This is a genomic window from Nocardia sp. Tas62D01, from assembly GCF_055232035.1.
The window spans coordinates 9,418,887-9,442,125 of the sequence record NZ_JBUYUZ010000001.1 but is presented as its reverse complement, the minus strand read 5'-3'; the positions used below and the strand labels follow the sequence as shown (position 1 = coordinate 9,442,125).

The following is a 23,239-nucleotide window of genomic DNA, read 5'->3' as shown; positions in this document are numbered from 1 at the left end:
GTTGTTTCGCTCCCGGCCACCGGCAGGGGCACGGTCTGACACAAGAACTCGAAGCTCAGGGTGCGTAAGTGCTCACCTGCCGGGGCTACCGGCACCGAGTCTGCCCTACCGACCGACCCGGTAGCTCCCATTAGGGTGTGCTCGGTGGGAGTTGGGTGGGGTCGGTGAAGATAGCGGTGATGTGTGGGCCGGCTTCGGAGTCGGGGAGTATGACGAGGACTTCGTCGTTGGGGTTGAGGATGGTGTCGGCTGCTCCGGCGACGAGTCGGCCGTCGCGGATGATGAGGCTGATCCAGATGTCGTCGGAAGGGAGATCGGCAAGGGTGCTGCCGTCGGCGAGCGAGCCGGGGGCGATGGTGTAGCGGCGTAGTGCGTGTGGCTCGTGTCTGAAGCGCACTCCGATGCCCCATGGTTCGGGGTCGACGGTGCGCAGTGGTACGCCGAGTCGCCGGGCGAGGGCTGGGACGAGGCCGCCTTGGACGATGACGGAGAACGCGACGACGATGAAGATGATCTCGTAGGCGCGATGGCTGTCGGTGATGCCCGCGTGCACGATGAAGGTGCCGAGCAGGATTGGTACCGCACCTTTGAGGCCCGTCCACAGCACGAATCCCCGCTCGCCGCGGGTGAGGGTCACCTTCCACAGCAGCGCGCCGACGAGCAGCGGTCGTATCACCAGGGTCAGTAGAACGGCGAGCACGAGACCTATCAGCCAGGCGCCGCCTTGGCTGATTCCGTCGGGGCCGGTGAGTTGGATCGTGAGTCCGAGCATGACGAACACGACGATCTCGGCGAGGTTCGCCAATGCGGAGTGGAACCGTGCGATATCGGCTTTGTAGGGCGCGCGTTGATCCCCGATGACGATTCCCGCGACGAGGACGGCGAGGAATCCGGATCCGTGTCCGAGGGTGGCTGCGCCGTAGATCGCCAAGGCACACATCAGGACTCGGAGGGAGTAGAGCCCGGCGGCGGGCAGCGGTACGCGGCGCATGAACCACAGCAGGCCCAATCCTCCGGCGACGCCGACGGCGACACCGACGAGCATTTGCAGTCCGAACTCGCCGGTGGCGTGTACGACGGCTTGGGTGTCGAATGTTGTGGTGCCGAGTAGTGCGATCAGTAGTGCGATTCCGACGGGGTCGTTGGCGCCGGACTCGCCTTGCAGCAGTACCCCGCTGCGGCCGGAGATTTCGCGGTTGCCCAGTACCGAGAACACCACTGCCGGATCGGTCGGTGCAAGTGCTGTGCCGAGCAGTAGCGCGATCCGCCAGTCCAAGCCGAATAGCAGGTGCGCGGCGGCGGCGAGGGCCGCTGCTGTCACCAAGGTTCCGGCCACGCCGATCCAGACGATCGCGCCTGCGGCGGATCGGAATCGTTTCCATCCGATTTGCATGCCGCCGTCGAACAAGATGATCGCCAGGGCGGCCGTCGCTACGTGCTCGACGGCGCTGATCGGCACCGTTCCCAGCTCTGGCCAGACATCCGAGGCGACTGCGGCCCCTACTAGAAACAGTGCCGGTGTCGGTACGGGTAGCCACGCGCCGAGTCGATTGGACAGCACGGCGGCGATGCCTACCAGGGCGGTGATCAGCACTGCGAGGGCGAAGGGTTCGACGGTGCTCACCGGCGCCGCCTACCGATGGTGGCATCGACGATCATCGCCTGTGGGTGATGTCGGGGTCGGCCGTGTCGGCACTGCCGAGTAGACACGGGATGTCCTTTCGCGAGGTCGCACGACGAAGCGTCGCCGACCAGACTTCCCGGCACACCCGCTTCTTACCCTAACGTGGTTTTAACGGCGACTGCTCCGCATTTCCAGCGGTCTTGGTTCCTCTTCGAGGGCTGTGAGGACGGCGTTGTGCCGTAGTGCGCCCTCAACTGAGGCTGAGTGCGGTGTCGCTGAATCCCGAGCGCGGGTTGGCCGGGGGTCGAATTGATCTGGTTGTTTACAGCATCTTTACGTGCGGAGTGCCGGGAAGTCTGGTCGGCAGCGTGGTCCGGGTCCCCCGGGTCGCGGATTGGGCCGATCCTGGGAGTTCGTGTGGCGTTCGCTGACCTCATCTCACCGCTGTGGGTGCCATCGCCGATGTCGTGGCCGGGATCATCCACTGCGGCGACAATCCGATCGCGTTGTGTGAGTTCAGCACAGCGGCGTCGTGGTCGCCGTGGTGATTACTGCGCGTTGGCAGCGGTGTTGCCGACCCGCTCGTTTCCGGGCGGCCGGGCGGAGGGGTTGACACCCCGCCCGGACCGCACTGGAGTTCTACCAGCTTTCGGTGGGTGTGTCGGGGAAGTCCGGACAATCGGGGCGCCTCTCTAGAATGAGACGACCGTGTTCATTCATTTCCGGGAGTCCGCCGTGACCATTCAGCCCGTTCGCCTGTTCGGCGATCCCATCCTGCGTGCCCGTGCGGCGGAGGTCACCGAGTTCGATCGTGAGCTGCGTCAGCTGGTCACCGACCTCATCGACACTATGCACGACGACGGCGGGGTCGGGATGGCCGCGCCGCAGATCGGGGTCGGGTTGCGGGTTTTCGTCTACGACATCGGGGATGCGGCGGGTCACCTGGTGAATCCGACGTATGAGGTGGTCGGCGAGGAGGAGCAGGTCGGGCCCGAGGGCTGCCTGTCGATTCCCGGGCTGCGCTACGACACCCGGCGGGCGCTGCGGGTACGGGCGTCCGGGTTCGATCAGGATGACAAGCCGGTGGAGTTCGCGGCCGAGGGTCTGCTGGCGCGGTGCGTCCAGCACGAGACCGATCATCTGGACGGGGTGCTGTTCATTGATCGGCTGGATCCGGCGGCACGCAAGGAGGCGATGCGCACCATCCGGGAATCGGATTGGTTCACCGCGGGAGTGACGGTGCGCAGTTCCCGCGCCCTCGGAACGAGCCAGGCCAGCCCGTTCGGACGTGGTCGCTGATGCGCATCGTCTTCGCGGGCACACCCGAACCGGCGGTGCCGTCGCTGCAACGGTTCATCGATTCGCCTCGTCATGAGGTGGTCGCGGTGCTGACCAGGCCCGACGCCGTCGCCGGTCGGGGACGCAAGGTGACCAGGTCGCCGGTCGGTCGCCTGGCCGACGAGCACGGCATCGCGGTGCTCACCCCGCGCCGCCCTGCCGAGCCCGAATTCATCGAGCAGCTGACGACTTTGGCGCCGGATTGCTGCCCCGTGGTGGCCTACGGCGCGCTGCTGCCGCCGAAGGTGCTCGACATTCCCCGCTACGGCTGGATCAACCTGCACTTCTCGCTGCTGCCCGCGTGGCGTGGCGCGGCTCCCGTGCAAGCGGCGATCGATGCCGGTGACGAGATCACCGGCGCCTCCACCTTCCAGATCGACGCGGGCCTGGATACCGGGCCGGTCTACGGCGTGGTGACCGAGAAGATCGCGGTGACAGACACGACCGGAACGCTGCTCGAGAAGCTTGCGCGCAGTGGCGCGCACCTGCTGGAGACGACCCTGGACGGCGTGGAAGACGGGACGCTGCAGGCGGTTCCGCAGCCGACCGAGGGAGTGTCCTACGCACCCAAGGTGCCGGTCGAGGCCGGGCGCATCTGCTGGGATCAGCCCGCGCTCGCCATCAGCCGACGCATCCGCGCGGTCACCCCGGCCCCCGGCGCTTTCACCGAGGTCGGCGGCACCCGCCTCAAACTCGGGCCCGTCGAAATGGTCGAGGAGGAGCTGCCGGAACGGACGATCGAAGTCCGCAAATCTGGCGTCTTTATTGGCACCACCACCACTGCGGTCCGCCTGAATCAGGTTCAGCCGCAAGGCAAACGAATGATGCCCGCCCTCGACTGGGCCCGCGGTGCCCGCCTGCAGCCGGGCGCGGTGGCCGAATGAGCGCCGATGATCGCAAGCATCAGTCCTCGGACGCGCCGCGGCGTGATCGGAAGGAATCCGGCCCGGATCGGCAGGCCGGATCGGCAGCGGCGCAACGCACCACACAGCGAAAGGACTCGGGCGTGCGCGACGACCTGGCCCGCGACCGGGGTGCGGCTTCGCGGAGCGGCGGCCGGGAGCGCAGCGACGCGACCCCGTCGAAAGGCGCTGGCCGGGGCGGCTCCTCGGGAGCGCGCGACCGCGCGGACGCACCACGGGCACAGCGCAGCGGTCAGGGTCGCACCGGGTGGGCCGACCAGGGACGAAAGAACGTAGCCGCGAAGCGTGCTGCTGCACAGGGCGACCAGGGCGGCAGCGCCGCGAGTCGGCCAGAGGGCCAGGGGGCAGCGCGGTCCGACCGGGGTGCATGGAACGCGAGTAGCGGTGCCGCGCAGGGGAATCGGGGTGCACGCGGGAACGCGACCGGAGCGCCGCGCGGTGGTCAGGGCCAGGACCGGCGATCCGATCGAGGTTCGTGGAACACGGCAGGCAATCGCAAAGACGAGGCGCGGGGGAATCAGGGCGGGCGTGACGATGCGGCGCGGTCGCAGGGGCGCGACGCCGGTCGAGGTTCGTGGAACACTCCGGCGAAACGTCAGGATTCGCGGGCCGATCAGGACCGGGGCGAGAGGCGGTCGTCCGGGCCTTCGGGCGGTGATCGGCAGGGTCGTCGTTCGATGAATGCCTCGGCGTCGACAGGCGGTCGGGCGCAGCCGAACAAGGGAGCTGAGGATCGGTCCGGTGGGCGTGGTGCGGCGAAAGGTACTGCGCGGCACAAGGACTCGAAGGCGTCGTGGACCGGGCGGACTGATCGTGGTGGGGCGGCCCAACCGGTGGATGTGGTGCGGCTCGTCGCGCTCGATGTGTTGCGGGCGGTGCGGGAACGCGATGCGTACGCGAATCTGGTGCTGCCGGGGCTGCTTCGGGAGCGGCGGATCTCCGGGCGGGATGCGGCGCTGGCCACCGAGCTCGCCTACGGCGCATGCCGTTCGCTCGGGCTGCTCGATGCGGTGATCGCCGCTGGTGCGGGGCGGCCGATCGGGGAGATCGACGGTCCGTTGCTGGATGTGCTGCGGCTCGGCGTGTATCAGTTGCTGCGTACTCGGATCGGTGCGCACGCGGCGGTGGACACCTCGGTGGCGCTGGCGCACACCGAATTCGGTACGGGCAAGGCGGGTTTCGTCAACGCGGTGCTGCGCCGGGCCGGTGAGAAGTCCGTCGACGAATGGGTGGAAGCCCTGGCGCCACGGGATCCGGTCGGGCACTTGGCATTCGAGTTCGCACATCCGACCTGGATCGCACAGGCCTTTGCCGATGCGCTCGGCGCCAGGGCCGGGGAACTGCGCGATGTCCTGGCCGCCGACGACGCCCGCCCGATTGTGCACCTGGTCGCACGCCCGGGCGAGATCACCGCCGAGGAATTGGCGCTGGTGACCGGCGGCGAGGAAGGGCGTTGGTCGCCGTACGCGGTGTACCTGGACGGCGGCGATCCAGGAAAACTGGAACCGGTCCGAGAGGGCATGGCGTCGGTGCAGGACGAGGGCAGTCAACTGGTCGCGCTCGCCCTGACCCGTGCTCCGCTGGACGGACCCGACAGCGGCCGCTGGCTCGACCTGTGCGCGGGCCCCGGCGGCAAGGCCGCCCTACTAGGCTCGCTCGCCGCGATCGACGGATTCCGCCTCGACGCGGTCGAACCCGCCGAGCACCGCGCCGAACTAGTCCGCAAGGTTGTACACAATCTGCCGGTCGACGTGCACGTCGCCGACGGCCGCAGCAGCGGCCTGACACCCGGCTACGACCGCATCCTGGTCGACGCCCCCTGCACCGGCCTCGGCGCGCTACGCCGCAGGCCCGAAGCCCGCTGGCGTCGCACCCCCTCCGACGTCGCCGACCTCGTCGTCCTGCAACGCGAATTACTAGTCGCGGCATGGGATCTGCTGCGCCCCGGCGGCGTCGTGGTCTATTCCACCTGCTCCCCGCACCTCCAGGAAACGGTGGCCATCGTCGCCGACGCGGTGCGCCGCACCGGCGCAATCGAATTGGACACCAGGGAACTGCTGCCCGGCGTCACCGACATCGGCGACGGCCCCGCCGCCCAACTCTGGCCACACCGCCACGGCACCGACGCAATGTTCCTCGCGGCACTGCGCAAACCAGCCGAGTAGCCCAACCCCGCAAGAACGGACGAGGCGCTGCCCCGGCAACCGGGGGCAGCGCCACACATCGAGTGCATCGTCGGCAGGCACCGCGCCGTCGCAACACGTGGAATGCTTGTTATGCCCCTGCGGGCTCGAACAATTCGACGAGGTTGCCCGACGGGTCCTCGACGAGCGCCTGCCTTCCGACTCTGCCGATGATGATGTCGCTGCGAAAGCCGATGCCGGCCGCGGCGAGGAGATGCACGACCTCGTCCAGGGCGCCGACCTCGAGCTGAAACCGGTTCCAGCCACCCGGTTCCGGGAGTCGTCCATCGGCCATCGCTTGGCCTGCCCCGCCGCCACCGCCCGGGGTGTTCAACAACAGTCGCAGATCACCATGGGTCAGCATGGCGAACCCGGGGCCGGGACGCATCGACACCTTGAACCCGAGCAGTTCGTAGAAGGGGATCGCGTCATCGACGTCGTTGACGATGTAGCGGACGGTTGCTGTCATTGCAGGCCTCCCTCGTCGAAGTTGAGCCGCTTCTGACCGTAGTCGCGGCACCGCGGTTTCGCGCTCAATCCCGAGAGGACTGCTCCCGCAGGCGGGCAAGGGTTTTCGCGAGGATGCGGGAGACGTGCATCTGCGAGATGCCCATGCGCTGGGCGATCTGGGTTTGCGTCATCGACTCGAAGAAACGCATGGTCAGGATGCGGCGTTCGCGTTCCGGAAGGCCGGCCAGCAGCGGGCGTATAGCGACGTATTCCTCCACCCGGTCGAACTGGGATTCCTCCTCGCCGAGGGTGTCCAGCAGCGACGCGTCGGTGTCCCTGCCGAGCGAGGCGGCGTCGATGGAGCTCGGCTGGTAGGCGTTGCCCGCGATGACGGCCTGGGTGACCTCGTCCGGATCCACATCGAGTTCGGCGGCGATCTCCTTGGCGGTGGGGGACCGGCCGAGCGTTTGGGACAGCGAATCGATCGCCCCGCCGATGCGCAGGTGCGTCTCCTTCACCCGCCGCGGCACCCGCATGGCCCAGGTATTGTCGCGGAAGTATCGACGGACCTCGCCCATAATAGTCGGTACCGCGAACGACAGGAAGTTCGAGCCGCGCGAGATGTCGAACCGGTCGACCGCGTGCACCAGCCCGACCCTGGCGACCTGGGTGAGATCGTCGAACGGCTCGCCGCGCCCGCTGAATTTGCGCGCGATGTGATCGGCGAGCGGGATACACCGCCCGATCAGCTCGGCGCGAAGCGCGGTGTACCGAGCTGTGCCCGGCGTGCTGGCGGCGAGCTGCTGGAAGAGCGCACCGACGTCGTCGTAGCCTCCGGCCGACCCGGCCTCCTCGAGGGTTTCGGCGACTTCGGCCGAATCCTCGGCTTGGACGGGTTCGACGTCTTCATCGTCTTTTTCGGCATCGAACACTACGTTGTTGTCCACGGCGTTTTCGTCCGGCACTACGCCTTCCCCCGGACCCGACGGAACTCTACCGACGTCGGAAATCCGGAGACGGCTGCATCGTACGAATCCTGTTTTGCCTCCACCGAATCGGTAAGCGTGCGCAGCACATGCCACCCGAAGCTCCGCTGATCCGGCAAACCCTCGGTCGCCGCGACACCGCTGACCAGCACCAATAGCTCGGTCTCGCCGACGGTGAACCGGCAGTGCAGGCTGGTGTCGCGCGCCGCGACCGCGATGAGCGTCGAGCACACCTCGTCCACGGCAAGCCTGATGTCGGCGACTTCGTCCAGGGTGAATTCGCTGAGTAGGACGAGGGTTTCGGCGAGCCCGCGCACGATGGGCAGCTGTGTCACCGCTGCTGCCACCCGAATCTCTACCGGGGTGCTGTAAAGCCCCTGTTCCGCCGAAATATTGATCACCCTATGCAGGCTACCCACTCCCGGCCGAGGCAACCCTCACTACCGTTAGACTCCCGCGATGTGTCCACTTCGACCTTTTCGCGCCCGACCGCGCCGATGATCGCCCCATCCATTCTCTCCGCCGACTTCGCGCACCTCGCGGACGAGGCAAAGGCCGTGGAGGGCGCCGACTGGTTGCACGTCGACGTGATGGACGCACACTTCGTGCCGAACCTGACGTTCGGGCTTCCCGTGGTGCAGAGCCTGCTGAAGGCGACCGACATTCCGCTCGACTGCCACCTCATGATCGATGACCCGGGCCGCTGGGCGCCGCCCTACGCCGAGGCGGGTGCGCACAACGTCACCTTCCACGCCGAGGCGACCGACGATCCGATCGCGGTGGCTCGCGACATCCGCGCGGCTGGCGCCAAGGCCGGGCTCTCGGTGAAGCCGAACACCCCGATCGAGCCCTACCTGGAGATCCTGCGCGAGTTCGACACCATGCTCGTGATGAGCGTGGAACCCGGCTTCGGCGGCCAGTCCTTCATCGCGCACGTGCTGGAGAAGGCACGCATCGTGCGCAGGCTGGTCGACGCGGGTGAGCTGCGGTTGATCGTGGAGATCGACGGCGGCATCAACAACGACACCATCGAAGCGGCCGCGGAGGCGGGCATCGACTGTTTCGTCGCCGGATCCGCGGTGTACAACACGGCCGACCCCGGTGCCACCGTCGAAGCGCTGCGGCAGCGGGCCGCCGCACTGCGCTTCGCCAGATCCCGCGCAGTGTCCGACGCTCCGCGTTCGGACGTGTCGTGAACGTCCGGGTGGCCGAATTTCCCTACAGGGCGCGAACTTTCACCGCGCCGAGGGCGCGGGTCGCTTCGACGACCGCACTCAGCGGCGGCGGCGTCGTGGCGTTCTCCGGCGGCTGGATCCATATCCGGTAGCCGGTGCGCTCGTCGTCCGGCGAGGGCAGCACGACCTGGCTGCCGGTGCACGCGACGGTGGCGTAGAGACGGAACAGTTCGGCGGACACGGCGGTGCTGAGCGTGTCCGGCCGAGCGGGGCCGGTGATGAACGTCCAGCGCCTGGCGCGCGGATGATGCACGACCGGCGCGGCGATCTGCGCCTGGGCGAGCTTTTGCTGTACCCGCTCGCCGAGATCGGCGGGCATGGTGATGGCACCGTAATGGGTGCCTATGTGAAGCAGAATGCGGCGCGACGTGGGGTCGATTGAGGCCGGCATATGAAATTCGCTCCGGTACTGCACGCAGCGGACTTCCAGCGTCGAATCGAGAAGAGTGGTCACGCAACACCCCCAATTGTGTCGAACTCGAATTGACCCACTGTGCTGCCTACTGGACCCACGGTGCTGTTCTTCTTCCTCGAGTGGTGGATTTCCCTGGATCGAACTCCCTGAGGTCGCAAGCGACCTCGGGTCGAACGGCTCCGCACTGAAACGCCCGGGTCGAAGTTGAACGGTAGAAACCAGCTACATAACAATGTTGCATCCAATTTTGCTCCGGCGCAAGCTCGCGGTGTAAGCGTGTTTCGAGTGGGTATCCAGCAGAATTCGACACCAGGGATACCGGATAAATTTCATCCGCGTGGTTCCGTAGATACCGATCGAACAATTATCGCGATAGGTAAACGGCGATAATTCCGCATGTTCGTACGTAGTTCGATGCGCCAATATAATGCGCGCTATGTTCGAGGCGGTCCGACCTGGCATGCGGTCTGGTTCCAACTGCTGTCGCCGAGTCGCGGTTTCGACCGGTCGCTGGGCGGAACCGCGGTGTTGTCTACGACCGGGCGTCGTTAGGCTGGGAGGGCACCACGACGGGAATAGCGACATGGCTCGGAGCTGTTCCGCAATCCGTAGAAACGACGCGACAGGGAGTCAACGCATGTTCACAGGCATCGTCGAGGAGCTTGGCGAGATCGTCGCCACCCAGCAATTGGCCGACGCCGCCCGGCTGACGATCAAGGGCAAGCTGGTCACCTCCGATGCCGGGCACGGTGACTCGATCGCAGTGAACGGTGTGTGCCTGACCGTGGTCGAGGTGGTCGGCGGCGACTCCTTCACCGTCGACGTGATGGCCGAAACGCTAAACCGTTCCAGCATCGGCAAACTCGACACCGGCGCCAAGGTCAACCTGGAGCGCGCCGCGGCGTTGAACAGCAGGCTCGGCGGACACCTCGTGCAGGGGCATGTCGACGGCACGGGCACGGTGCTCTCCCGTACCCCGTCCGAAAACTGGGAGGTGGTGCGGATCTCGCTGCCCGACTCGATTGCCCGCTATGTGGTGGAGAAGGGCTCGATCACCGTCGACGGCATCTCGCTTACCGTCTCCGGCCTCGGGGTGTCCGACGGACCCGTGGCAGCGGAAAGCAGGGATTGGTTCGAGGTCTCGCTGATCCCGACCACCCTCGCGATGACGAACCTCGGATTCGCCACGGTCGCTACGACGGTGAATCTGGAAGTGGACATCATCGCCAAGTACGTCGAACGCCTCCAACAGCGCGGCTGACAGGCCGGGCGGCCGAGGCCCGCGGCCGACGCCGTACTGTTTATTACGGCACCTATTTCGAGATGGAGCACAGCAGACGTGACCAGGTTCGACACCATCGAGCGCGCAGTCGCCGATATCGCCGCCGGTAAGGCGGTTGTCGTCGTCGACGACGAGGACCGTGAGAACGAGGGCGACCTCATCTTCGCGGCGGAAAAGGCTACCCCCGAGTTGGTGGCTTTCATGATTCGCTACACCTCGGGTTACATCTGCGTGCCGCTGACGGGCGACGACTGCGACCGGCTCGGGCTGCCGCCGATGTACGCGCTGAACCAGGACAAGCACGGAACCGCCTATACCGTCTCGGTCGACGCCCGCGAAGGCATCACGACCGGTATTTCGGGCGCCGATCGCGCCACCACCATGCGGCTGCTGTCCGACGCCAACGCGAAGGCCGACGACTTCACCCGGCCCGGTCACGTGGTGCCGTTGCGCGCCAAGGACGGTGGCGTGCTGCGTCGACCCGGCCACACCGAGGCCGCGGTGGACCTGTCCCGGATGGCGGGCCTGCGCCCGGCCGGTGTCATCTGCGAGATCGTCAGCCAGAAGGACGAGGGCCACATGGCCCGGACCGAGGAACTGCGTGTCTTCGCCGACGAGCACAATCTGGCGCTGATCTCGATCGCCGACATGATCGCCTGGCGGCGCAAGCACGAAAAACACGTGGTGCGGGTCGCCGAGGCGCGGATCCCCACGGCACACGGCGAATTCAAGGCCGTCGGCTACCAGAGTATCTACGACGAGGTTGAGCACGTCGCGCTGGTGCGCGGCGACATCACCGACGGCGAAGACGTGCTGGTGCGAGTCCATTCGGAATGCCTCACCGGTGACGTGTTCGGCTCGCTGCGCTGCGATTGCGGTCCGCAGCTGGACGCCGCTCTGGAGATGGTGGCCCAGGAGCGCCGCGGGGTGGTGCTGTACATGCGTGGGCACGAGGGCCGCGGCATCGGCCTGATGCACAAGCTGCAGGCATACCAGCTGCAGGACTCCGGCCGCGACACCGTCGACGCGAATCTGGAACTCGGCTTGCCCGCGGACGCCCGCGATTACGGCACCGGTGCGCAGATCCTGGTCGACCTCGGCATCCGATCGATGCGGCTGCTCAGCAACAACCCGGCCAAGCGCGTCGGCCTGGACGGCTACGGCCTCAAGATCACCGAGCGGGTCCCTATGCCGCTGCGCGCCAATGCGGAAAACCTGCGGTACCTGCGGACCAAGCGGGACCGGATGGGCCACGACCTGATCGGGCTCGACGAGCTCGACCTGGGCGAGACGGCACAGTAATTCACATTCTCGAAGAGATCCGGAAAGGCGGCCTTCGATGAGCGAGCTCAGCGAGCCAGTCATGTCACAGCGCGTACAGCGCATGCCGGAGCCGAGCGCCCGCGAGGCGCGGGCATGAGCGGTACCGGCGTACCGACATTCGCACTCGAGGATGCCAAGGAGGTGAAGCTCGGTATCGTCGCGTCGCGCTGGCATACCCAGATCTGCGACACGCTCGTCGCGAACGCGGAGCGGGTCGCCAAGGAAGCCGGCGTCGCGCACGTGACGGTGGTTCGTTGCGCGGGCGCGATGGAGCTGCCGGTGGTTGCTCAGGAACTAGCCCGCTCGCACGACGCGGTGGTTGCGCTCGGTGTGGTGATTCGCGGTGGCACACCGCATTTCGAATACGTCTGCGACGCGGTGACCGCCGGGCTGACTCGGGTCTCGCTGGACGCGGGCACGCCGGTCGCGAACGGCGTGCTGACCACCAATAACGAGGAGCAGGCCCTGGATAGGGCCGGGCTGCCCGGGTCGGCCGAGAACAAGGGTGAGCAGGCAGCCGCCGCGGCGCTCGACGCCGCGCTGACGTTGCGCGCCCTGCGGCAGTCAGCGTAAGCCGATGCCAGTCATCCGGATCTGGCGAAGGACCCCCGACAACGGGACAGGCCCGCAGGCCGAATCGGGTGCGGGACAGGGTGATGCACCTGAATGGGAGCTGGAGGTACGCCCGCGTCGGGCGGTACGGACGGCCTGGATCGTCGCGGTGCTGCTGGCCGCCTTCTTCATCGCCGGCGGCATCTGGCTGCGCACTGGCTCAACCGGCGTGAACTTCCGGCTCGCCGACCAGCTGGCGATGATGGGCATCGGCCTGCTCGGCGCCGCCGCGGTGCTGCTGCTGACCAGGCCCCGCCTCCGCGCGGGCGCACGCGGCGTATCGGTCCGAAACATCCTCGGCGACAACGAGTTCGCCTGGGAATACATTCGCGGCGTAACGTTCGCGGACCGAAAGTCTTGGGCCCGTCTCGAATTGGTGAACGACGACTACGTCCCGCTGTTGGCCATCCGCTCGAACGACAAAGAACACGCCGCCCGCGCCCTCGACCAACTCCGCGAACTCGGCACGAAATACACCGCGGGCACCGACGAATAACGCTCCGCCACCGAGCGGCGTCCGACTCGCATACCCCTCACGCAATTCGAGTTCGCGACACCATGCTCTTACGATTTCGGCCGAACACCGATCACTGACTGCCACGAGTGACACATCGTTGCGGCGAACTGCGAGAGGCTCCCTCAATCGTGTGCCTCTGACATCCGCGTCAGACGTGGTCGCGGCGGGCCGGCGAGAGATGTCCCGAGTCGCGGTGAACCCGTGTGTTTTCGCGGCGCTAGCGGTCCGGACATTTGTTCGGTCGCGTTGCCATGCGCTGCTGCCGCTGGATTGCGCGATGTATGGGACCTGATCTCCGTGTTCGACCAGGAACTCTGGTTGGTCAGTGGGTGTCGCCGAGGACAGCGCCTTCGCGGCGTGGGTCCGCGCCACCGATCCAGCCGCTGCCGTCGCGCTGCAGTGCGCTGAGGCCGCTGGACTGGGGCGCCACCGAGACCTTATGGCCGAGTTCGCGCAGCCGCAGCACCAGAGGATCGTGGTCACCGTTGTCGGTGGCGTTGATGGCCGGGTGCTCGCCGCCGATGCCGGTTTCCGGGGTGTTGGCTGCGCCGAAGTCGACGGACGATACCGCCTGCTGCGGGTCGAGCCCCCAATCCAGCACGCCGATAAGGGATTTCGCGACGAACTGGATGATCACCGAGCCGCCGGGGGAGCCGACCACCTGGGTGAGGTCGCCGCGCGAGCCGTCGGCGGCGCGGTCGAACACCAGGGTTGGGCTCATCGAGCTGCGCGGGCGCTTGCCCGGCTGGACGCGATTGGCGACGGGGGCGCCGTCGATGCCGAGCGGATCGGCGGAGAAGTCGGTGAGCTGGTTGTTCATCACGAATCCATCGACAAGGTGGAACGAGCCGAACGCGGATTCCACGGTCGTGGTCATCGATGCGGCGTCGCCGTACTTGTCGACCACCGAAATGTGGCTGGTGCCGTGCTCGGGCGGCTGCGGGCCGACCCCGACCGGGACCGGGCCGAGATCGCCGGGCTGCGCGGTGCCCATGCTGTGGCCGGGATCGATCAGCGCGGAACGCTGCTTCAGGTAATCCTTGTTCAGCAGCGTCTGCGGTGAATTACCAGGCAGCGGAATGAAATCCGTATCCGCCACGTACTTGTTGCGGTCGGCGTAAGCGAGCCGCTCGGCCTCGGAGATGAGATGCACCGCCTCGGCCTTCGGCTTACCGCCATTGCGGTCGATATTGTCCGGTCGCAGCGAAGCGAGGTCGAAGTTCTCCAGGATGCCGAGGGTGGCGGCGACGGTGATGCCGCCGGAGGACGGGTTCGGCATCCCGCAGATCTCGTGGGTGCGGTAGCCGGTGCACAGTGCGGTCCGCTTCTTGGCTTGATATCCGGCGAGGTCGGCCGTGGTGATCAGGCTCGGGGTGCGCCCGCCGGACGCCGAGGTCGCGGCGTCGACGAAATCGCGGGCGATGGCGCCGGTGTAGAAGGCGTCGGCGCCGTCGGACGCGATGGCGCTCAATGTCTTCGACATCGCCGGATTGGCCAGCTTGGTGCCCGCGAGTTTCGCGGTGCCGTCGGGGTTCAGGAAATACGCCTTTGCCGCATCGTCGACGGCAAGATCCTTCGCCGAATCGGCGATCTGGCCCGCCAGCCGGGGGCTGATGGAAAAGCCCTGGTCGGCCAGTGAGATGGCCGGATCGAACAGCTGCCGCCAACCCGCCTTGCCGTGCTCATGGTGCGCGAGTTCCAGCATCCGCAGCGCACCGGGGACTCCGATGGACCGGCCGCTGGCGCGCGCGTTCGGCTTCGGCGCCGTCTGGTCGGTGTCGCTGACCCAGCGCAGATAGTTCTCGGTGGCCGCCGCCGGTGCGATCTCGCGCCCGTCATAGGCGTCCACGGTCTTGCCCGTTGCGTCGTAATAGAGCATGAACGAGCCGCCGCCGAGCCCGGACGCCTGCGGTTCCACCAGGCCGAGCACCGTCTGCGCGGTGATCAGTGCGTCGGCCGCGGTGCCGCCATCCCGCAGCACCCGGCACGCGGCCTCGGTCGCCAGGGGATTGGCCGTGGACACGGCGTAGGAGTTGGTGCGCACCGCGGTCATATTGCTGCGATATCCGGAGGCGATCTCGGGATTGGTACTGATGTTCTGCGAGGTCGCTGTGCCGCCGCCCGCGGTACCTGGCGCGGCGGTGACCGGGGTCCCGTTCGGCGCGCTCACGCACTCGGCTGTCTTGTCGCTATTGGACGAGCAGCCGGTCACTAGTCCCATCGTGAGGACCATCGCCGCAGTGGCCCCAGTCCAGATGTGTCGCACGCGCATTCACGGACTGTATCTCGCCCCGGGTCGAGCGCCGCGCTGTTTTCCCAGCATCGGGAAGGGAGTGGCGGTAGGTAGGCTGGCTCGGTGACGGTAGCAGCGGTGCTCTTCGACTTTTCCGGGACGCTGTTTCGGCTGGAGGACGACGAATCGTGGGCGGATGCGCTGACGGGGTTCGACGGCAGAGCATTCGACGTACACGAGAAGGCCGAGATCATGCGGCGGATGACCCAGCCGGTCGGGCAGCTGGTCGAGTTCGACGCGGATGGTCAGATCGCTTGGGAGCAAAGGGATCTGGATCCGGCGCTGCATCGGAAGGCGTATCTCGAGGTGCTGCGACGGTCCGGGGTGCCGACGGTGGAGCAGGCGGAGCAGTTATACGGCAGGCTCGTCGACCCGATGTCGTGGACGCCCTATCCGGATTGCGGAGCTGTGCTGAATCTACTTGCAGCACAGGATGTTTCTGTCGGTGTCGTGAGCAATATCGCGTTCGATCTTCGTCCTGCTTTTGTAGCGCGTGGCTGGGATCCGCTGATTCAGGCGTACGCGCTGTCCTTCGAAGTGGGTGCGATCAAGCCGGACCCGGCGATTTTCGAGGGCGTGCTGGAGAAGCTCGATGTCGCGCCGGAGGCGGCACTGATGGTTGGCGACAGCCCTGAGGCGGACGGCGGGGCGACCACCCTTGGCTGCCGCTTCGCGCTCGTGGACCCCCTGCCGACACCGGAGCGTCCTACCGGGCTGCTCGACGCGCTGCGGCAGCACGGGCTTGTCGAATAGCGTAGGAGCGTAAGCCTGCGTGGCTCCTGAGGTGTGACACGAGCTCGATCGTCGAATGGGGAGTGCCGTGAGCGCGGTGGATGTGATGGCACGACGCGGAATGCCCGAACCGGTTCGGGAGGCCAGGCAGGCTGCCTGGGGTCTGGCGGGATTCGGTGTCGCTTACCCGGTGGTCCTGGGGCTGACCCTCGGTGGCGTGGCGGCCGAAGGTGCGATGGCTCGATTCTTTGTGAGCTGGATACTGGGGGCAACGGTTTTCGCATTCGCCGGAGGCGGGGACGGTGTCCGCCGGGTTGCTGCCGCATTGGCGTCGCTACAGGCAGTCGTTGGGTTCGTCGTGCATGCCGACGCCATTCCACCGCTGCTGGGACTCGTGCCCTCCGTGTATTCGCTGGGTATCGCGATTGCCATCGTGTACCTGCTGAGCCGCGCCGAGTCCCGAGTGTGGTTCGGTGGTCATTCATGAATCCAGCCCATCGGATGCTTTGACCCGCAGGCGATTTCGAATCCGCCCATCGGTTCGGAACAACGTCGCCGGGATCTGTTGTGGCGTGTGAATTGTATCGTGGGTTATATTCCGGTGCTTGCCGTGATCGCGGGCGCTGGCGTCATCGTCGCACTGCTGTTCCGGCCCGCGTGCACGGGCTGGTTCCTCCGCCGCGCGTCCTGAGTGGGCCGCGCCCGGCGGTCGGGCGCACGCTGGTCGTTGGCGGCGAATCGGCTGTCGGACCCGCTCGATAGGCTTGATGGGTGGCAGATCCAGCGACGTACCGGCCCGCGCCCGGCACAATTCCCGTCGAACCCGGTGTGTACAAGTTCCGGGACTCCTACGGGCGGGTCATCTACGTCGGTAAGGCCAAGAGCCTCCGCAGCAGGCTGAACTCGTACTTCGCCGATGTCGCCTCGCTGCATCCGCGGACCAGGCAAATGGTCACCACCGCCGCGAGCGTGGAGTGGACGGTCGTGTCCACCGAGGTCGAGGCGCTGCAGCTGGAATACAACTGGATCAAGGAATTCGATCCGCGCTTCAACGTCCGCTACCGCGACGACAAGTCGTATCCGGTGCTGGCGGTGACGCTGAACGAGGAGTACCCGCGGCTGTTCGTCTACCGCGGCGCCCGCCGTAAGGGCGTACGGTACTTCGGCCCGTACGCGCACGCCTGGGCTATCCGCGAGACGCTCGACCTGCTGCTTCGGGTTTTTCCCGCGCGGACCTGCTCCAACGGAGTCTTCAAACGGCACAACCAGATCGGGCGCCCCTGCCTGCTCGGCTACATCGACAAGTGCTCGGCGCCGTGCATCGGTCGGGTGAGCGCCGAGGAGCACCGCGACATCGTCGACGACTTCTGCGACTTCCTCGCCGGCCGCACCGACCGCATGGTGCGCCAATTGGAACGCCGCATGCACGACGCCGCCGAAGACCTGGACTTCGAGACCGCCGCCCGACTGCGCGATGATGTCCAAGCGCTGCGGCGAGCCCTGGAGAAGCAGGCCGTCGTCCTCGGCACCGGCACCGACGCCGACGTAGTCGCCTTCGCCACCGACGAATTGGAGGCGGCGGTGCAGATCTTCCACGTCCGTGACGGCCGGGTCCGCGGCCAGCGCGGTTGGGTGGTCGACAAGTCCGGCGACGCCATCGACGCCCCGGAAGCGGGCGGCGAAATGGCGGCCCTTGTCGAGCAGTTCCTCACCCAGTTCTACGGCGAGCAGGTGGCGCAGGTCGAACTGGGCGCGGACGAGCAGCCCGCGACGGTGGTGCCGCGTGAGGTACTGGTGCCGGAACTGCCCGCCGACGCCGAGCAGATCCAGGAGTGGCTGAGCAAACTCCGTGGATCTGCCGTGCACCTGCGCGTGCCGCAGCGTGGGGACAAGAAGGCGCTGGCCGAGACCGTGCAGCGCAACGCGATGGAGGCGCTCGCGCAGCACAAGCTCAAGCGCGCGGGCGATCTGACGTCGAGGTCCCAAGCCCTGCAAGACATTCAGGATGCCCTCGATCTCGACAGCGCGCCGCTGCGCATCGAATGTGTGGACATCAGCCACGTCCAGGGCACCGATGTGGTGGCCTCGCTGGTGGTGTTCGAGGACGGCCTGCCGCGCAAGGCCGAGTATCGGCACTATGCGATCAAGGAGGCGGCGGGCGACGGCCGCTCGGACGATGTCGGCAGCATCGCCGAGGTGACCCGCCGCAGGTTCCTCCGGCTGCGCCGCGACCGGGACGCCGCCGAGCGCAGCGAACTGGACGGCCCACAGAGCGGCGAGGTGGTAGTCACGGAACGGACCGAACTGGATGTCGCGACGCTGGGCGCCGTGTCCTCCGGCGCGGCAGGCACGGTCGTCGACGTCGAAGCGACGATCGACCTTCACGAATCCGACGATGCCGAGCCCGAACTCACCTCGCTGCCGGGCATCGATCCCCGCACCGGACGCCCGAGGAAGTTCACGTACCCGCCGAACCTCTATGTGGTCGACGGCGGCGCACCCCAGGTCGCGGCCGCGGCGGAGGTGCTCGACGAGCTGGGTATCACCGATGTCGCAGTGATCGGCCTGGCCAAGCGCCTGGAGGAGGTGTGGGTACCGGGGGAGAACGATCCGGTGATCTTGCCGCGCAATAGCGAGTCGCTGTATCTGCTGCAGCGGGTCCGTGACGAGGCGCACCGGTTTGCGATCACCTTCCACCGCAGCATGCGCTCGCGCCGGATGACCGCGTCCGCGCTGGACTCGGTGCGCGGCCTCGGTGCGGCCCGGCGCACCGCGTTGGTTACCCACTTCGGTTCGGTGGCCAAGTTGAAGGAGGCGACGGTGGAACAGATCACCGAGGTTCCCGGTATCGGCGTGGCGACGGCCAAGGCGGTGCTCGCCGCGCTGCGGGAGGAGTAATAAGGTAGAGCAACGATCCTCGTTGCGCTCGTCCGCGCGCCCGAAAGTTCCGTGTCGCCTACGTTGTGTGTCTGCGCCCGATTCCGGAACCGGTGCGGGATGATCGTCAGGCACCTAAAACACAGATCCGGTAGGACATGACACGCGTCGAATCGAACAACAGTGCGGGCAGCCCGCGGCCGACCGGTGGGCGGGCCAGCCCCGTGGGTGCCGAAGGCGTACCGGTTGAAGGGAATCTCACGCAGGTCGAGGCAGTTATCGTGACCGGTCTTTCGGGTGCTGGTCGCGGCACCGCGGCGCGGGTGCTGGAGGATCTCGGCTGGTATGTCGCCGACAATTTGCCGCCCGAACTGATCGGGCGCATGGTCGAACTCGGCGCCTCCGCCGATCCGCCGATCCGCAGTCTGGCCCTGGTCATGGACGTGCGCAGCCGATTTTTCACCGGGGATCTCTCCGTCGTCACCGAACAGTTGCGGGCGCGCGGCGTGCGGACCAGGGTGTTGTTCCTCGAAGCCTCCGACGATGTGCTGATCCGCCGCTTCGGCTTCGCCCGGCGCCGCCATCCGCTGCAGAGCGAGAGCACCGATGGCACTCTTTCGGCGGGCATCGCCGCCGAGCGGATTCGGCTCTCGACCGTGAAAGCCGCCGCTGACCTGGTCATCGACACCACCGAGCTGTCGGTCCACCAGCTGCATCGCAAGATGGAAGAGGCCTACGGCGGCGGTGCGCCCACCGCGCTGCAGGTGACCGTGCAGTCCTTCGGCTTCAAGTACGGGGTTCCACTGGACGCTGACATGGTGTTGGATGTGCGTTTTCTACCCAATCCACATTGGATACCGGAACTGAGGGAACATTCGGGACAGGAGACCGTGGTCAGCGAGTACGTGCTGTCCCGCCCCGGCGCGGACGATTACCTGCGTACCTGCCACCACCTGGTCGACCTGACAACGAACGGCTACCGCCAAGAGGGGAAGCGATACATGACGGTGGCAGTGGGCTGCACCGGCGGCAAGCACCGCAGCGTGGCAATAGCGGAAGCATTGGGCGAATTGATGAGCGCGGACTCCGGCGCGTCCGGCGGTCCCGCCGATGTCGTACGGATTGTGCATCGGGATCTGGGGCGCGAATGACCGGGTGGGAATCGAATCCCGCCATCGTTGCGCTGGGTGGCGGGCACGGCCTCTATGCGACGCTGACGGCGATACGACGGCTGACCAGGAAGATCACCGCGGTGGTTACCGTCGCCGACGACGGCGGTTCATCCGGCAGGCTGCGCGCCGAACTCGGGGTGCCGCCGCCGGGTGATCTACGGATGGCGCTGGCCGCGTTGGCCGCGGACAGTGAAGACGTATTGACTCGCACCGTGCAGCATCGGTTCGGCGGCACCGGCGCGCTGGCCGGGCACTCGGTCGGAAACCTCATCCTGGCCGGGCTCACCGAGGTGCTCGGCGACCCGGTCGCCGCGCTCGACGAAGTCGCGAAGATATTGCGGATCACCGGCCGGGTGCTGCCGATGTCGCCCATCGCGCTCGACATCGAGGCGGATGTCTCTGGGCTGGAAGCGGATCCACGGGTGAGCCGCTGTATTCGCGGACAGGTTGCCATCGCGACGACGCCGGGCAAGGTGCGGCGGGTGCGACTGATTCCGTCCGATCCGCCCGCCAGCCCGGAGGCGACCTTGGCCATCGAACATGCGGATGTTGTCGTGCTCGGCCCGGGATCGTGGTTCACCAGCGTGATTCCGCATGTGCTCGTGCCCGAACTATGCGATGCCCTGGTGTACACCAGGGCCAGAAAAGTGCTGGTGCTCAACCTCGCCGCCGAGCCGGGTGAGACGGCGGGTTTCTCCTCCGAACGCCACCTGCATGTATTGTCCCAGCACGCACCGGAATTCGTGGTCGACGAGGTGCTGGTCGATTCCGGCTCGGTGCCGGAGGGCCGCGAAAGAGAACATGTGGCCAGGGCTGCCGAACAATTGCGGGCACGAGTAACCTTCTCCGATGTCGCCGAAGCGGGAACGGACCGGCATCACCCCGGAAAGCTTGCCGCCGCACTGGATCAGCTGATCCGGGAACCTCGGCCACACATGGCAGGGCTTCGAGTCGAGGGACGGCACATGGGTCAGGATGTGCGTTCCGGGTTGGGTGGAAAGGAGCGCGTCTCGTGGCGATGACAGCCGAAGTGAAGGATGAGCTGAGCAGGCTCACTGTGTCGCAAGTCAGCTCGCGCAAGGCGGAACTGTCCGCGTTGCTGCGGTTTGCGGGCGGTCTGCACATCGTCGGCGGGCGGGTGATCGTCGAGGCCGAGGTGGACTTGGGTTCCATCGCGCGCAGGCTGCGCCGGGAGATCTTCGAGCTATACGGCTACGGCTCCGATGTGCACGTGCTCGGCGCGGGCGGTCTGCGCAAGACCTCGCGCTACGTGGTGCGGGTGTCCAAGGAAGGCGAGGCGCTGGCTCGGCAGACCGGGCTGCTCGATGTCCGTGGGCGCCCGGTGCGCGGACTACCGGCCCAGGTGGTCGGCGGCACCATCGGCGACGCCGAAGCCGCTTGGCGCGGTGCGTTTCTCGCGCACGGCTCGTTGACCGAACCCGGTCGCTCCTCCGCGCTCGAGGTCAGCTGCCCGGGTCCCGAGGCGGCGCTCGCGCTGGTCGGCGCGGCTCGGCGGCTCGGCATCACGGCGAAGGCGCGCGAGGTGCGTGGCACCGATCGGGTGGTGGTTCGCGACGGCGAGGCCATCGGCGCACTGCTGACCAGGATGGGCGCTCAAGACACGAGACTCACCTGGGAAGAACGCCGGATGCGCCGAGAGGTGCGCGCCACCGCGAACCGGCTGGCGAACTTCGACGACGCGAACCTGCGTCGCTCGGCCCGGGCCGCGGTGGCTGCCGCCGCCCGCGTGGAACGTGCGCTGGACATCCTCGGCGACGACGTGCCGGACCATCTCGCCGCGGCGGGCAAGCTGCGTGTGCAGCACCGGCAGGCGTCGCTGGAGGAACTCGGCCAGCTGGCCGACCCGCCGATGACGAAAGATGCTGTGGCAGGACGTATTCGACGGCTGCTGTCGATGGCGGACCGGCGCGCCAAGGACCTCGGGATACCCGATACCGAGTCCGCGGTGACCGCCGAACTGCTCGACGACGCCTGAGCGCGGGCCCGGCCACCGGGCCGGGCTCGCGAAAGGCGTTGGCGCGCGGTGTGTTCCTGGTGCGGTCGGTGGTCGTCCAGGGATATTCGCGGATTTCCGCGAAGCGATCCGCCGTGCCCGGCTCATCGACGGTCGGCATGGCATGTGTGTGGGTATCTCGTGCTCACGAACCCCAGGTGCGTGTCGGAGAGGTTACGGACGGGCATTAGTCTGAGTGCGACATCGGAATGAATCCGCTTGAAATTTGAGGAGCGATAACGTGACTGTCCGGGTTGGTATCAACGGCTTCGGCCGCATCGGACGCAATTTCTTCCGGGCGGTAGAGGCCCAGAAGGCACTCGGCACGACCGATATCGAGATCGTCGCCGTCAACGACCTGACCGACAACGCCACGTTGGCGACCCTGCTGAAGTACGACTCGATCCTCGGCCGCCTGCCGCAGGACGTCTCGCTGGACGGCGATGACACCATCGTGGTCGGCGAGCAGCGGATCAAGGCGCTGGCCATCAAGGAGGGCCCGGCGGCCCTGCCGTGGGGTGACCTGGGTGTCGACTTGGTCGTCGAGTCCACCGGCATCTTCACCGACGCCACCAAGGCCAAGGGCCACCTCGCCGCTGGCGCCAAGAAGGTCGTCATCTCCGCCCCCGCCAAGGGCGAGGACATCACCATCGTGATGGGCGTCAACGACGACAAGTACGACGGCAGCCAGAACATCATCTCGAACGCGTCGTGCACCACGAACTGCCTCGGCCCGCTGGCAAAGGTGCTGAACGACACTTTCGGCATCGAGCGTGGTCTGATGACCACCATCCACGCGTACACGCAGGACCAGAACCTGCAGGACGGCCCGCACAGCGACCTGCGTCGCGCCCGCGCCGCCGCGCTGAACATCGTGCCGACCGGCACCGGCGCCGCCAAGGCCATCGGCCTGGTGCTCCCGGAGCTCAACGGCAAACTCGACGGCTACGCGCTGCGCGTGCCTGTCCCGACGGGCTCGGTCACCGACCTGACCGTGAAGCTGGCCAAGTCGGCCTCGATCGAGGACATCAACGCCGCGTACAAGGCCGCCGCCGAGGGTGCGTTGAAGGGCTTCCTGAAGTACAACGTGGACCCGATCGTGTCAAGCGACATCGTCACCGACCCGCACTCGTGCATCTACGACGCGCCGCTGACCAAGGTCATCGACGATCAGGTGAAGGTTGTCGGCTGGTACGACAACGAGTGGGGCTATTCCAACCGCCTCGCTGACCTCATCGGCCTCGTCGGCAAGTCGCTCTGAAC

21 protein-coding genes are annotated in these 23,239 nt (G+C 67.0%); 15 read left to right on the top strand and 6 right to left on the bottom strand.

The genetic code is table 11. The annotated features are described in order from the left end of the window. Positions 1-130: 130 nt before the first annotated feature. A complete protein-coding gene (locus ACV7NQ_RS45955) occupies positions 131-1,624 on the bottom strand; it encodes a cation:proton antiporter domain-containing protein (protein WP_463365221.1) in 1,494 nt (497 codons plus the stop codon). Positions 1,625-2,359: 735 nt separating this feature from the next. Here ACV7NQ_RS45955 and def point away from each other — a divergent pair. The 3 genes from def to ACV7NQ_RS45940 all read left to right on the top strand — a co-directional run bounded on the left by def (position 2,360) and on the right by ACV7NQ_RS45940 (position 6,050). Beyond that, on the top strand, positions 2,360-2,923 hold the full coding sequence (def, locus tag ACV7NQ_RS45950) for a peptide deformylase (protein ID WP_463365220.1): 564 nt from the start codon (positions 2,360-2,362) through the stop codon (positions 2,921-2,923). Beyond that, positions 2,923-3,846: a methionyl-tRNA formyltransferase gene (gene fmt, locus ACV7NQ_RS45945; RefSeq protein WP_463365219.1), complete on the top strand. Its 924-nt coding sequence runs from the start codon at positions 2,923-2,925 to the stop codon at positions 3,844-3,846. Before def ends, fmt begins: the two co-directional genes overlap by 1 nt. 716 nt (positions 3,847-4,562) lie before the next feature. Further along, on the top strand, positions 4,563-6,050 hold the full coding sequence (locus ACV7NQ_RS45940) for an RsmB/NOP family class I SAM-dependent RNA methyltransferase (protein ID WP_463366063.1): 1,488 nt from the start codon (positions 4,563-4,565) through the stop codon (positions 6,048-6,050). A gap of 109 nt (positions 6,051-6,159) precedes the next feature. Here the strand turns inward: ACV7NQ_RS45940 and ACV7NQ_RS45935 are convergent, their stop codons facing one another. The 3 genes from ACV7NQ_RS45935 to ACV7NQ_RS45925 all read right to left on the bottom strand — a co-directional run bounded on the left by ACV7NQ_RS45935 (position 6,160) and on the right by ACV7NQ_RS45925 (position 7,905). Further along, positions 6,160-6,537, bottom strand: coding sequence for a VOC family protein (locus ACV7NQ_RS45935; protein WP_463365218.1), 378 nt, complete (start codon positions 6,535-6,537; stop codon positions 6,160-6,162). Between the two features lie 64 nt (positions 6,538-6,601). Further along, the gene (locus ACV7NQ_RS45930) at positions 6,602-7,483 is read right to left on the bottom strand and encodes an RNA polymerase sigma factor SigF (protein WP_463365217.1); all 882 of its coding nucleotides are present in this window, start codon (positions 7,481-7,483) and stop codon (positions 6,602-6,604) included. After that, on the bottom strand, positions 7,483-7,905 hold the full coding sequence (locus tag ACV7NQ_RS45925) for an ATP-binding protein (RefSeq protein ID WP_463365216.1): 423 nt from the start codon (positions 7,903-7,905) through the stop codon (positions 7,483-7,485). Before ACV7NQ_RS45925 ends, ACV7NQ_RS45930 begins: the two co-directional genes overlap by 1 nt. Positions 7,906-8,001: 96 nt before the next feature. On the opposite strand from ACV7NQ_RS45925, the gene rpe reads away from it, so the two are divergent. Continuing rightward, positions 8,002-8,700 (top strand): ribulose-phosphate 3-epimerase, encoded by a 699-nt coding sequence (rpe, locus tag ACV7NQ_RS45920; RefSeq protein WP_463366062.1) that lies wholly within the window; start codon positions 8,002-8,004, stop codon positions 8,698-8,700. A 22-nt stretch (positions 8,701-8,722) separates the two neighbouring features. On the opposite strand, the gene ACV7NQ_RS45915 is transcribed toward rpe, so the two are convergent. After that, complete coding sequence (locus ACV7NQ_RS45915) at positions 8,723-9,130, bottom strand: hypothetical protein (protein WP_463365215.1); 408 nt, start codon at positions 9,128-9,130, stop codon at positions 8,723-8,725. Between the two features lie 661 nt (positions 9,131-9,791). Between ACV7NQ_RS45915 and ACV7NQ_RS45910 the strand changes: the two genes are divergently transcribed. From ACV7NQ_RS45910 to ACV7NQ_RS45895, 4 genes are all read left to right on the top strand, one after another. Next, positions 9,792-10,415, top strand: coding sequence for a riboflavin synthase (locus ACV7NQ_RS45910; protein ID WP_463365214.1), 624 nt, complete (start codon positions 9,792-9,794; stop codon positions 10,413-10,415). Between the two features lie 78 nt (positions 10,416-10,493). Further along, entirely contained in the window at positions 10,494-11,738 is a 1,245-nt protein-coding gene (locus tag ACV7NQ_RS45905; protein WP_463365213.1) for a bifunctional 3,4-dihydroxy-2-butanone-4-phosphate synthase/GTP cyclohydrolase II, read from the top strand. 114 nt (positions 11,739-11,852) lie between these two features. Then, positions 11,853-12,332: a 6,7-dimethyl-8-ribityllumazine synthase gene (gene ribH / locus ACV7NQ_RS45900; RefSeq protein WP_463365212.1), complete on the top strand. Its 480-nt coding sequence runs from the start codon at positions 11,853-11,855 to the stop codon at positions 12,330-12,332. Between the two features lie 4 nt (positions 12,333-12,336). Then, positions 12,337-12,867: a PH domain-containing protein gene (locus tag ACV7NQ_RS45895; protein WP_463365211.1), complete on the top strand. Its 531-nt coding sequence runs from the start codon at positions 12,337-12,339 to the stop codon at positions 12,865-12,867. Positions 12,868-13,210: 343 nt separating this feature from the next. Here the strand turns inward: ACV7NQ_RS45895 and ACV7NQ_RS45890 are convergent, their stop codons facing one another. After that, positions 13,211-15,109 (bottom strand): gamma-glutamyltransferase family protein, encoded by a 1,899-nt coding sequence (locus ACV7NQ_RS45890; protein ID WP_463365210.1) that lies wholly within the window; start codon positions 15,107-15,109, stop codon positions 13,211-13,213. A 135-nt stretch (positions 15,110-15,244) separates the two neighbouring features. On the opposite strand from ACV7NQ_RS45890, the gene ACV7NQ_RS45885 reads away from it, so the two are divergent. The 7 genes from ACV7NQ_RS45885 to gap all read left to right on the top strand — a co-directional run bounded on the left by ACV7NQ_RS45885 (position 15,245) and on the right by gap (position 23,237). Beyond that, positions 15,245-15,934: an HAD family hydrolase gene (locus tag ACV7NQ_RS45885; protein WP_463365209.1), complete on the top strand. Its 690-nt coding sequence runs from the start codon at positions 15,245-15,247 to the stop codon at positions 15,932-15,934. Positions 15,935-16,001: 67 nt separating this feature from the next. Next, on the top strand, positions 16,002-16,400 hold the full coding sequence (locus tag ACV7NQ_RS45880; RefSeq protein WP_463365208.1) for a hypothetical protein: 399 nt from the start codon (positions 16,002-16,004) through the stop codon (positions 16,398-16,400). A gap of 284 nt (positions 16,401-16,684) precedes the next feature. Continuing rightward, positions 16,685-18,811, top strand: a complete 2,127-nt coding sequence (gene uvrC, locus ACV7NQ_RS45875) for an excinuclease ABC subunit UvrC (RefSeq protein ID WP_463365207.1) — start codon at positions 16,685-16,687, stop codon at positions 18,809-18,811. A 137-nt stretch (positions 18,812-18,948) separates the two neighbouring features. Further along, positions 18,949-19,941 carry an RNase adapter RapZ gene (rapZ, locus tag ACV7NQ_RS45870; RefSeq protein ID WP_463365206.1) on the top strand — a complete coding sequence of 331 codons (993 nt, stop codon included), beginning with the start codon at positions 18,949-18,951 and terminating at the stop codon, positions 19,939-19,941. Next, complete coding sequence (locus ACV7NQ_RS45865; RefSeq protein ID WP_463365205.1) at positions 19,938-20,984, top strand: gluconeogenesis factor YvcK family protein; 1,047 nt, start codon at positions 19,938-19,940, stop codon at positions 20,982-20,984. Before rapZ ends, ACV7NQ_RS45865 begins: the two co-directional genes overlap by 4 nt. Next, a complete protein-coding gene (gene whiA, locus ACV7NQ_RS45860; protein ID WP_463365204.1) occupies positions 20,975-21,958 on the top strand; it encodes a DNA-binding protein WhiA in 984 nt (327 codons plus the stop codon). Before ACV7NQ_RS45865 ends, whiA begins: the two co-directional genes overlap by 10 nt. A 259-nt stretch (positions 21,959-22,217) precedes the next feature. Continuing rightward, complete coding sequence (gene gap, locus ACV7NQ_RS45855) at positions 22,218-23,237, top strand: type I glyceraldehyde-3-phosphate dehydrogenase (RefSeq protein WP_463365203.1); 1,020 nt, start codon at positions 22,218-22,220, stop codon at positions 23,235-23,237. The last annotated feature ends 2 nt before the right edge of the window (positions 23,238-23,239 follow it).

What these genes read in the sequence shown, in the direction of transcription:
- ACV7NQ_RS45865 (WP_463365205.1), top strand. Translation starts at nt 19,938, where the DNA reads ATGACCGGGTGGGAATCGAATCCCGCCATCGTTGCGCTGGGTGGCGGG.
- rpe (WP_463366062.1), top strand. Translation starts at nt 8,002, where the DNA reads ATGATCGCCCCATCCATTCTCTCCGCCGACTTCGCGCACCTCGCGGAC.
- ribH (WP_463365212.1), top strand. Translation starts at nt 11,853, where the DNA reads ATGAGCGGTACCGGCGTACCGACATTCGCACTCGAGGATGCCAAGGAG.
- ACV7NQ_RS45895 (WP_463365211.1), top strand. Translation starts at nt 12,337, where the DNA reads ATGCCAGTCATCCGGATCTGGCGAAGGACCCCCGACAACGGGACAGGC.
- rapZ (WP_463365206.1), top strand. Translation starts at nt 18,949, where the DNA reads ATGACACGCGTCGAATCGAACAACAGTGCGGGCAGCCCGCGGCCGACC.
- ACV7NQ_RS45935 (WP_463365218.1), bottom strand. Translation starts at nt 6,537, where the DNA reads ATGACAGCAACCGTCCGCTACATCGTCAACGACGTCGATGACGCGATC.
- ACV7NQ_RS45890 (WP_463365210.1), bottom strand. Translation starts at nt 15,109, where the DNA reads ATGGGACTAGTGACCGGCTGCTCGTCCAATAGCGACAAGACAGCCGAG.
- ACV7NQ_RS45910 (WP_463365214.1), top strand. Translation starts at nt 9,792, where the DNA reads ATGTTCACAGGCATCGTCGAGGAGCTTGGCGAGATCGTCGCCACCCAG.
- fmt (WP_463365219.1), top strand. Translation starts at nt 2,923, where the DNA reads ATGCGCATCGTCTTCGCGGGCACACCCGAACCGGCGGTGCCGTCGCTG.
- ACV7NQ_RS45940 (WP_463366063.1), top strand. Translation starts at nt 4,563, where the DNA reads ATGAATGCCTCGGCGTCGACAGGCGGTCGGGCGCAGCCGAACAAGGGA.
- ACV7NQ_RS45915 (WP_463365215.1), bottom strand. Translation starts at nt 9,130, where the DNA reads ATGCCGGCCTCAATCGACCCCACGTCGCGCCGCATTCTGCTTCACATA.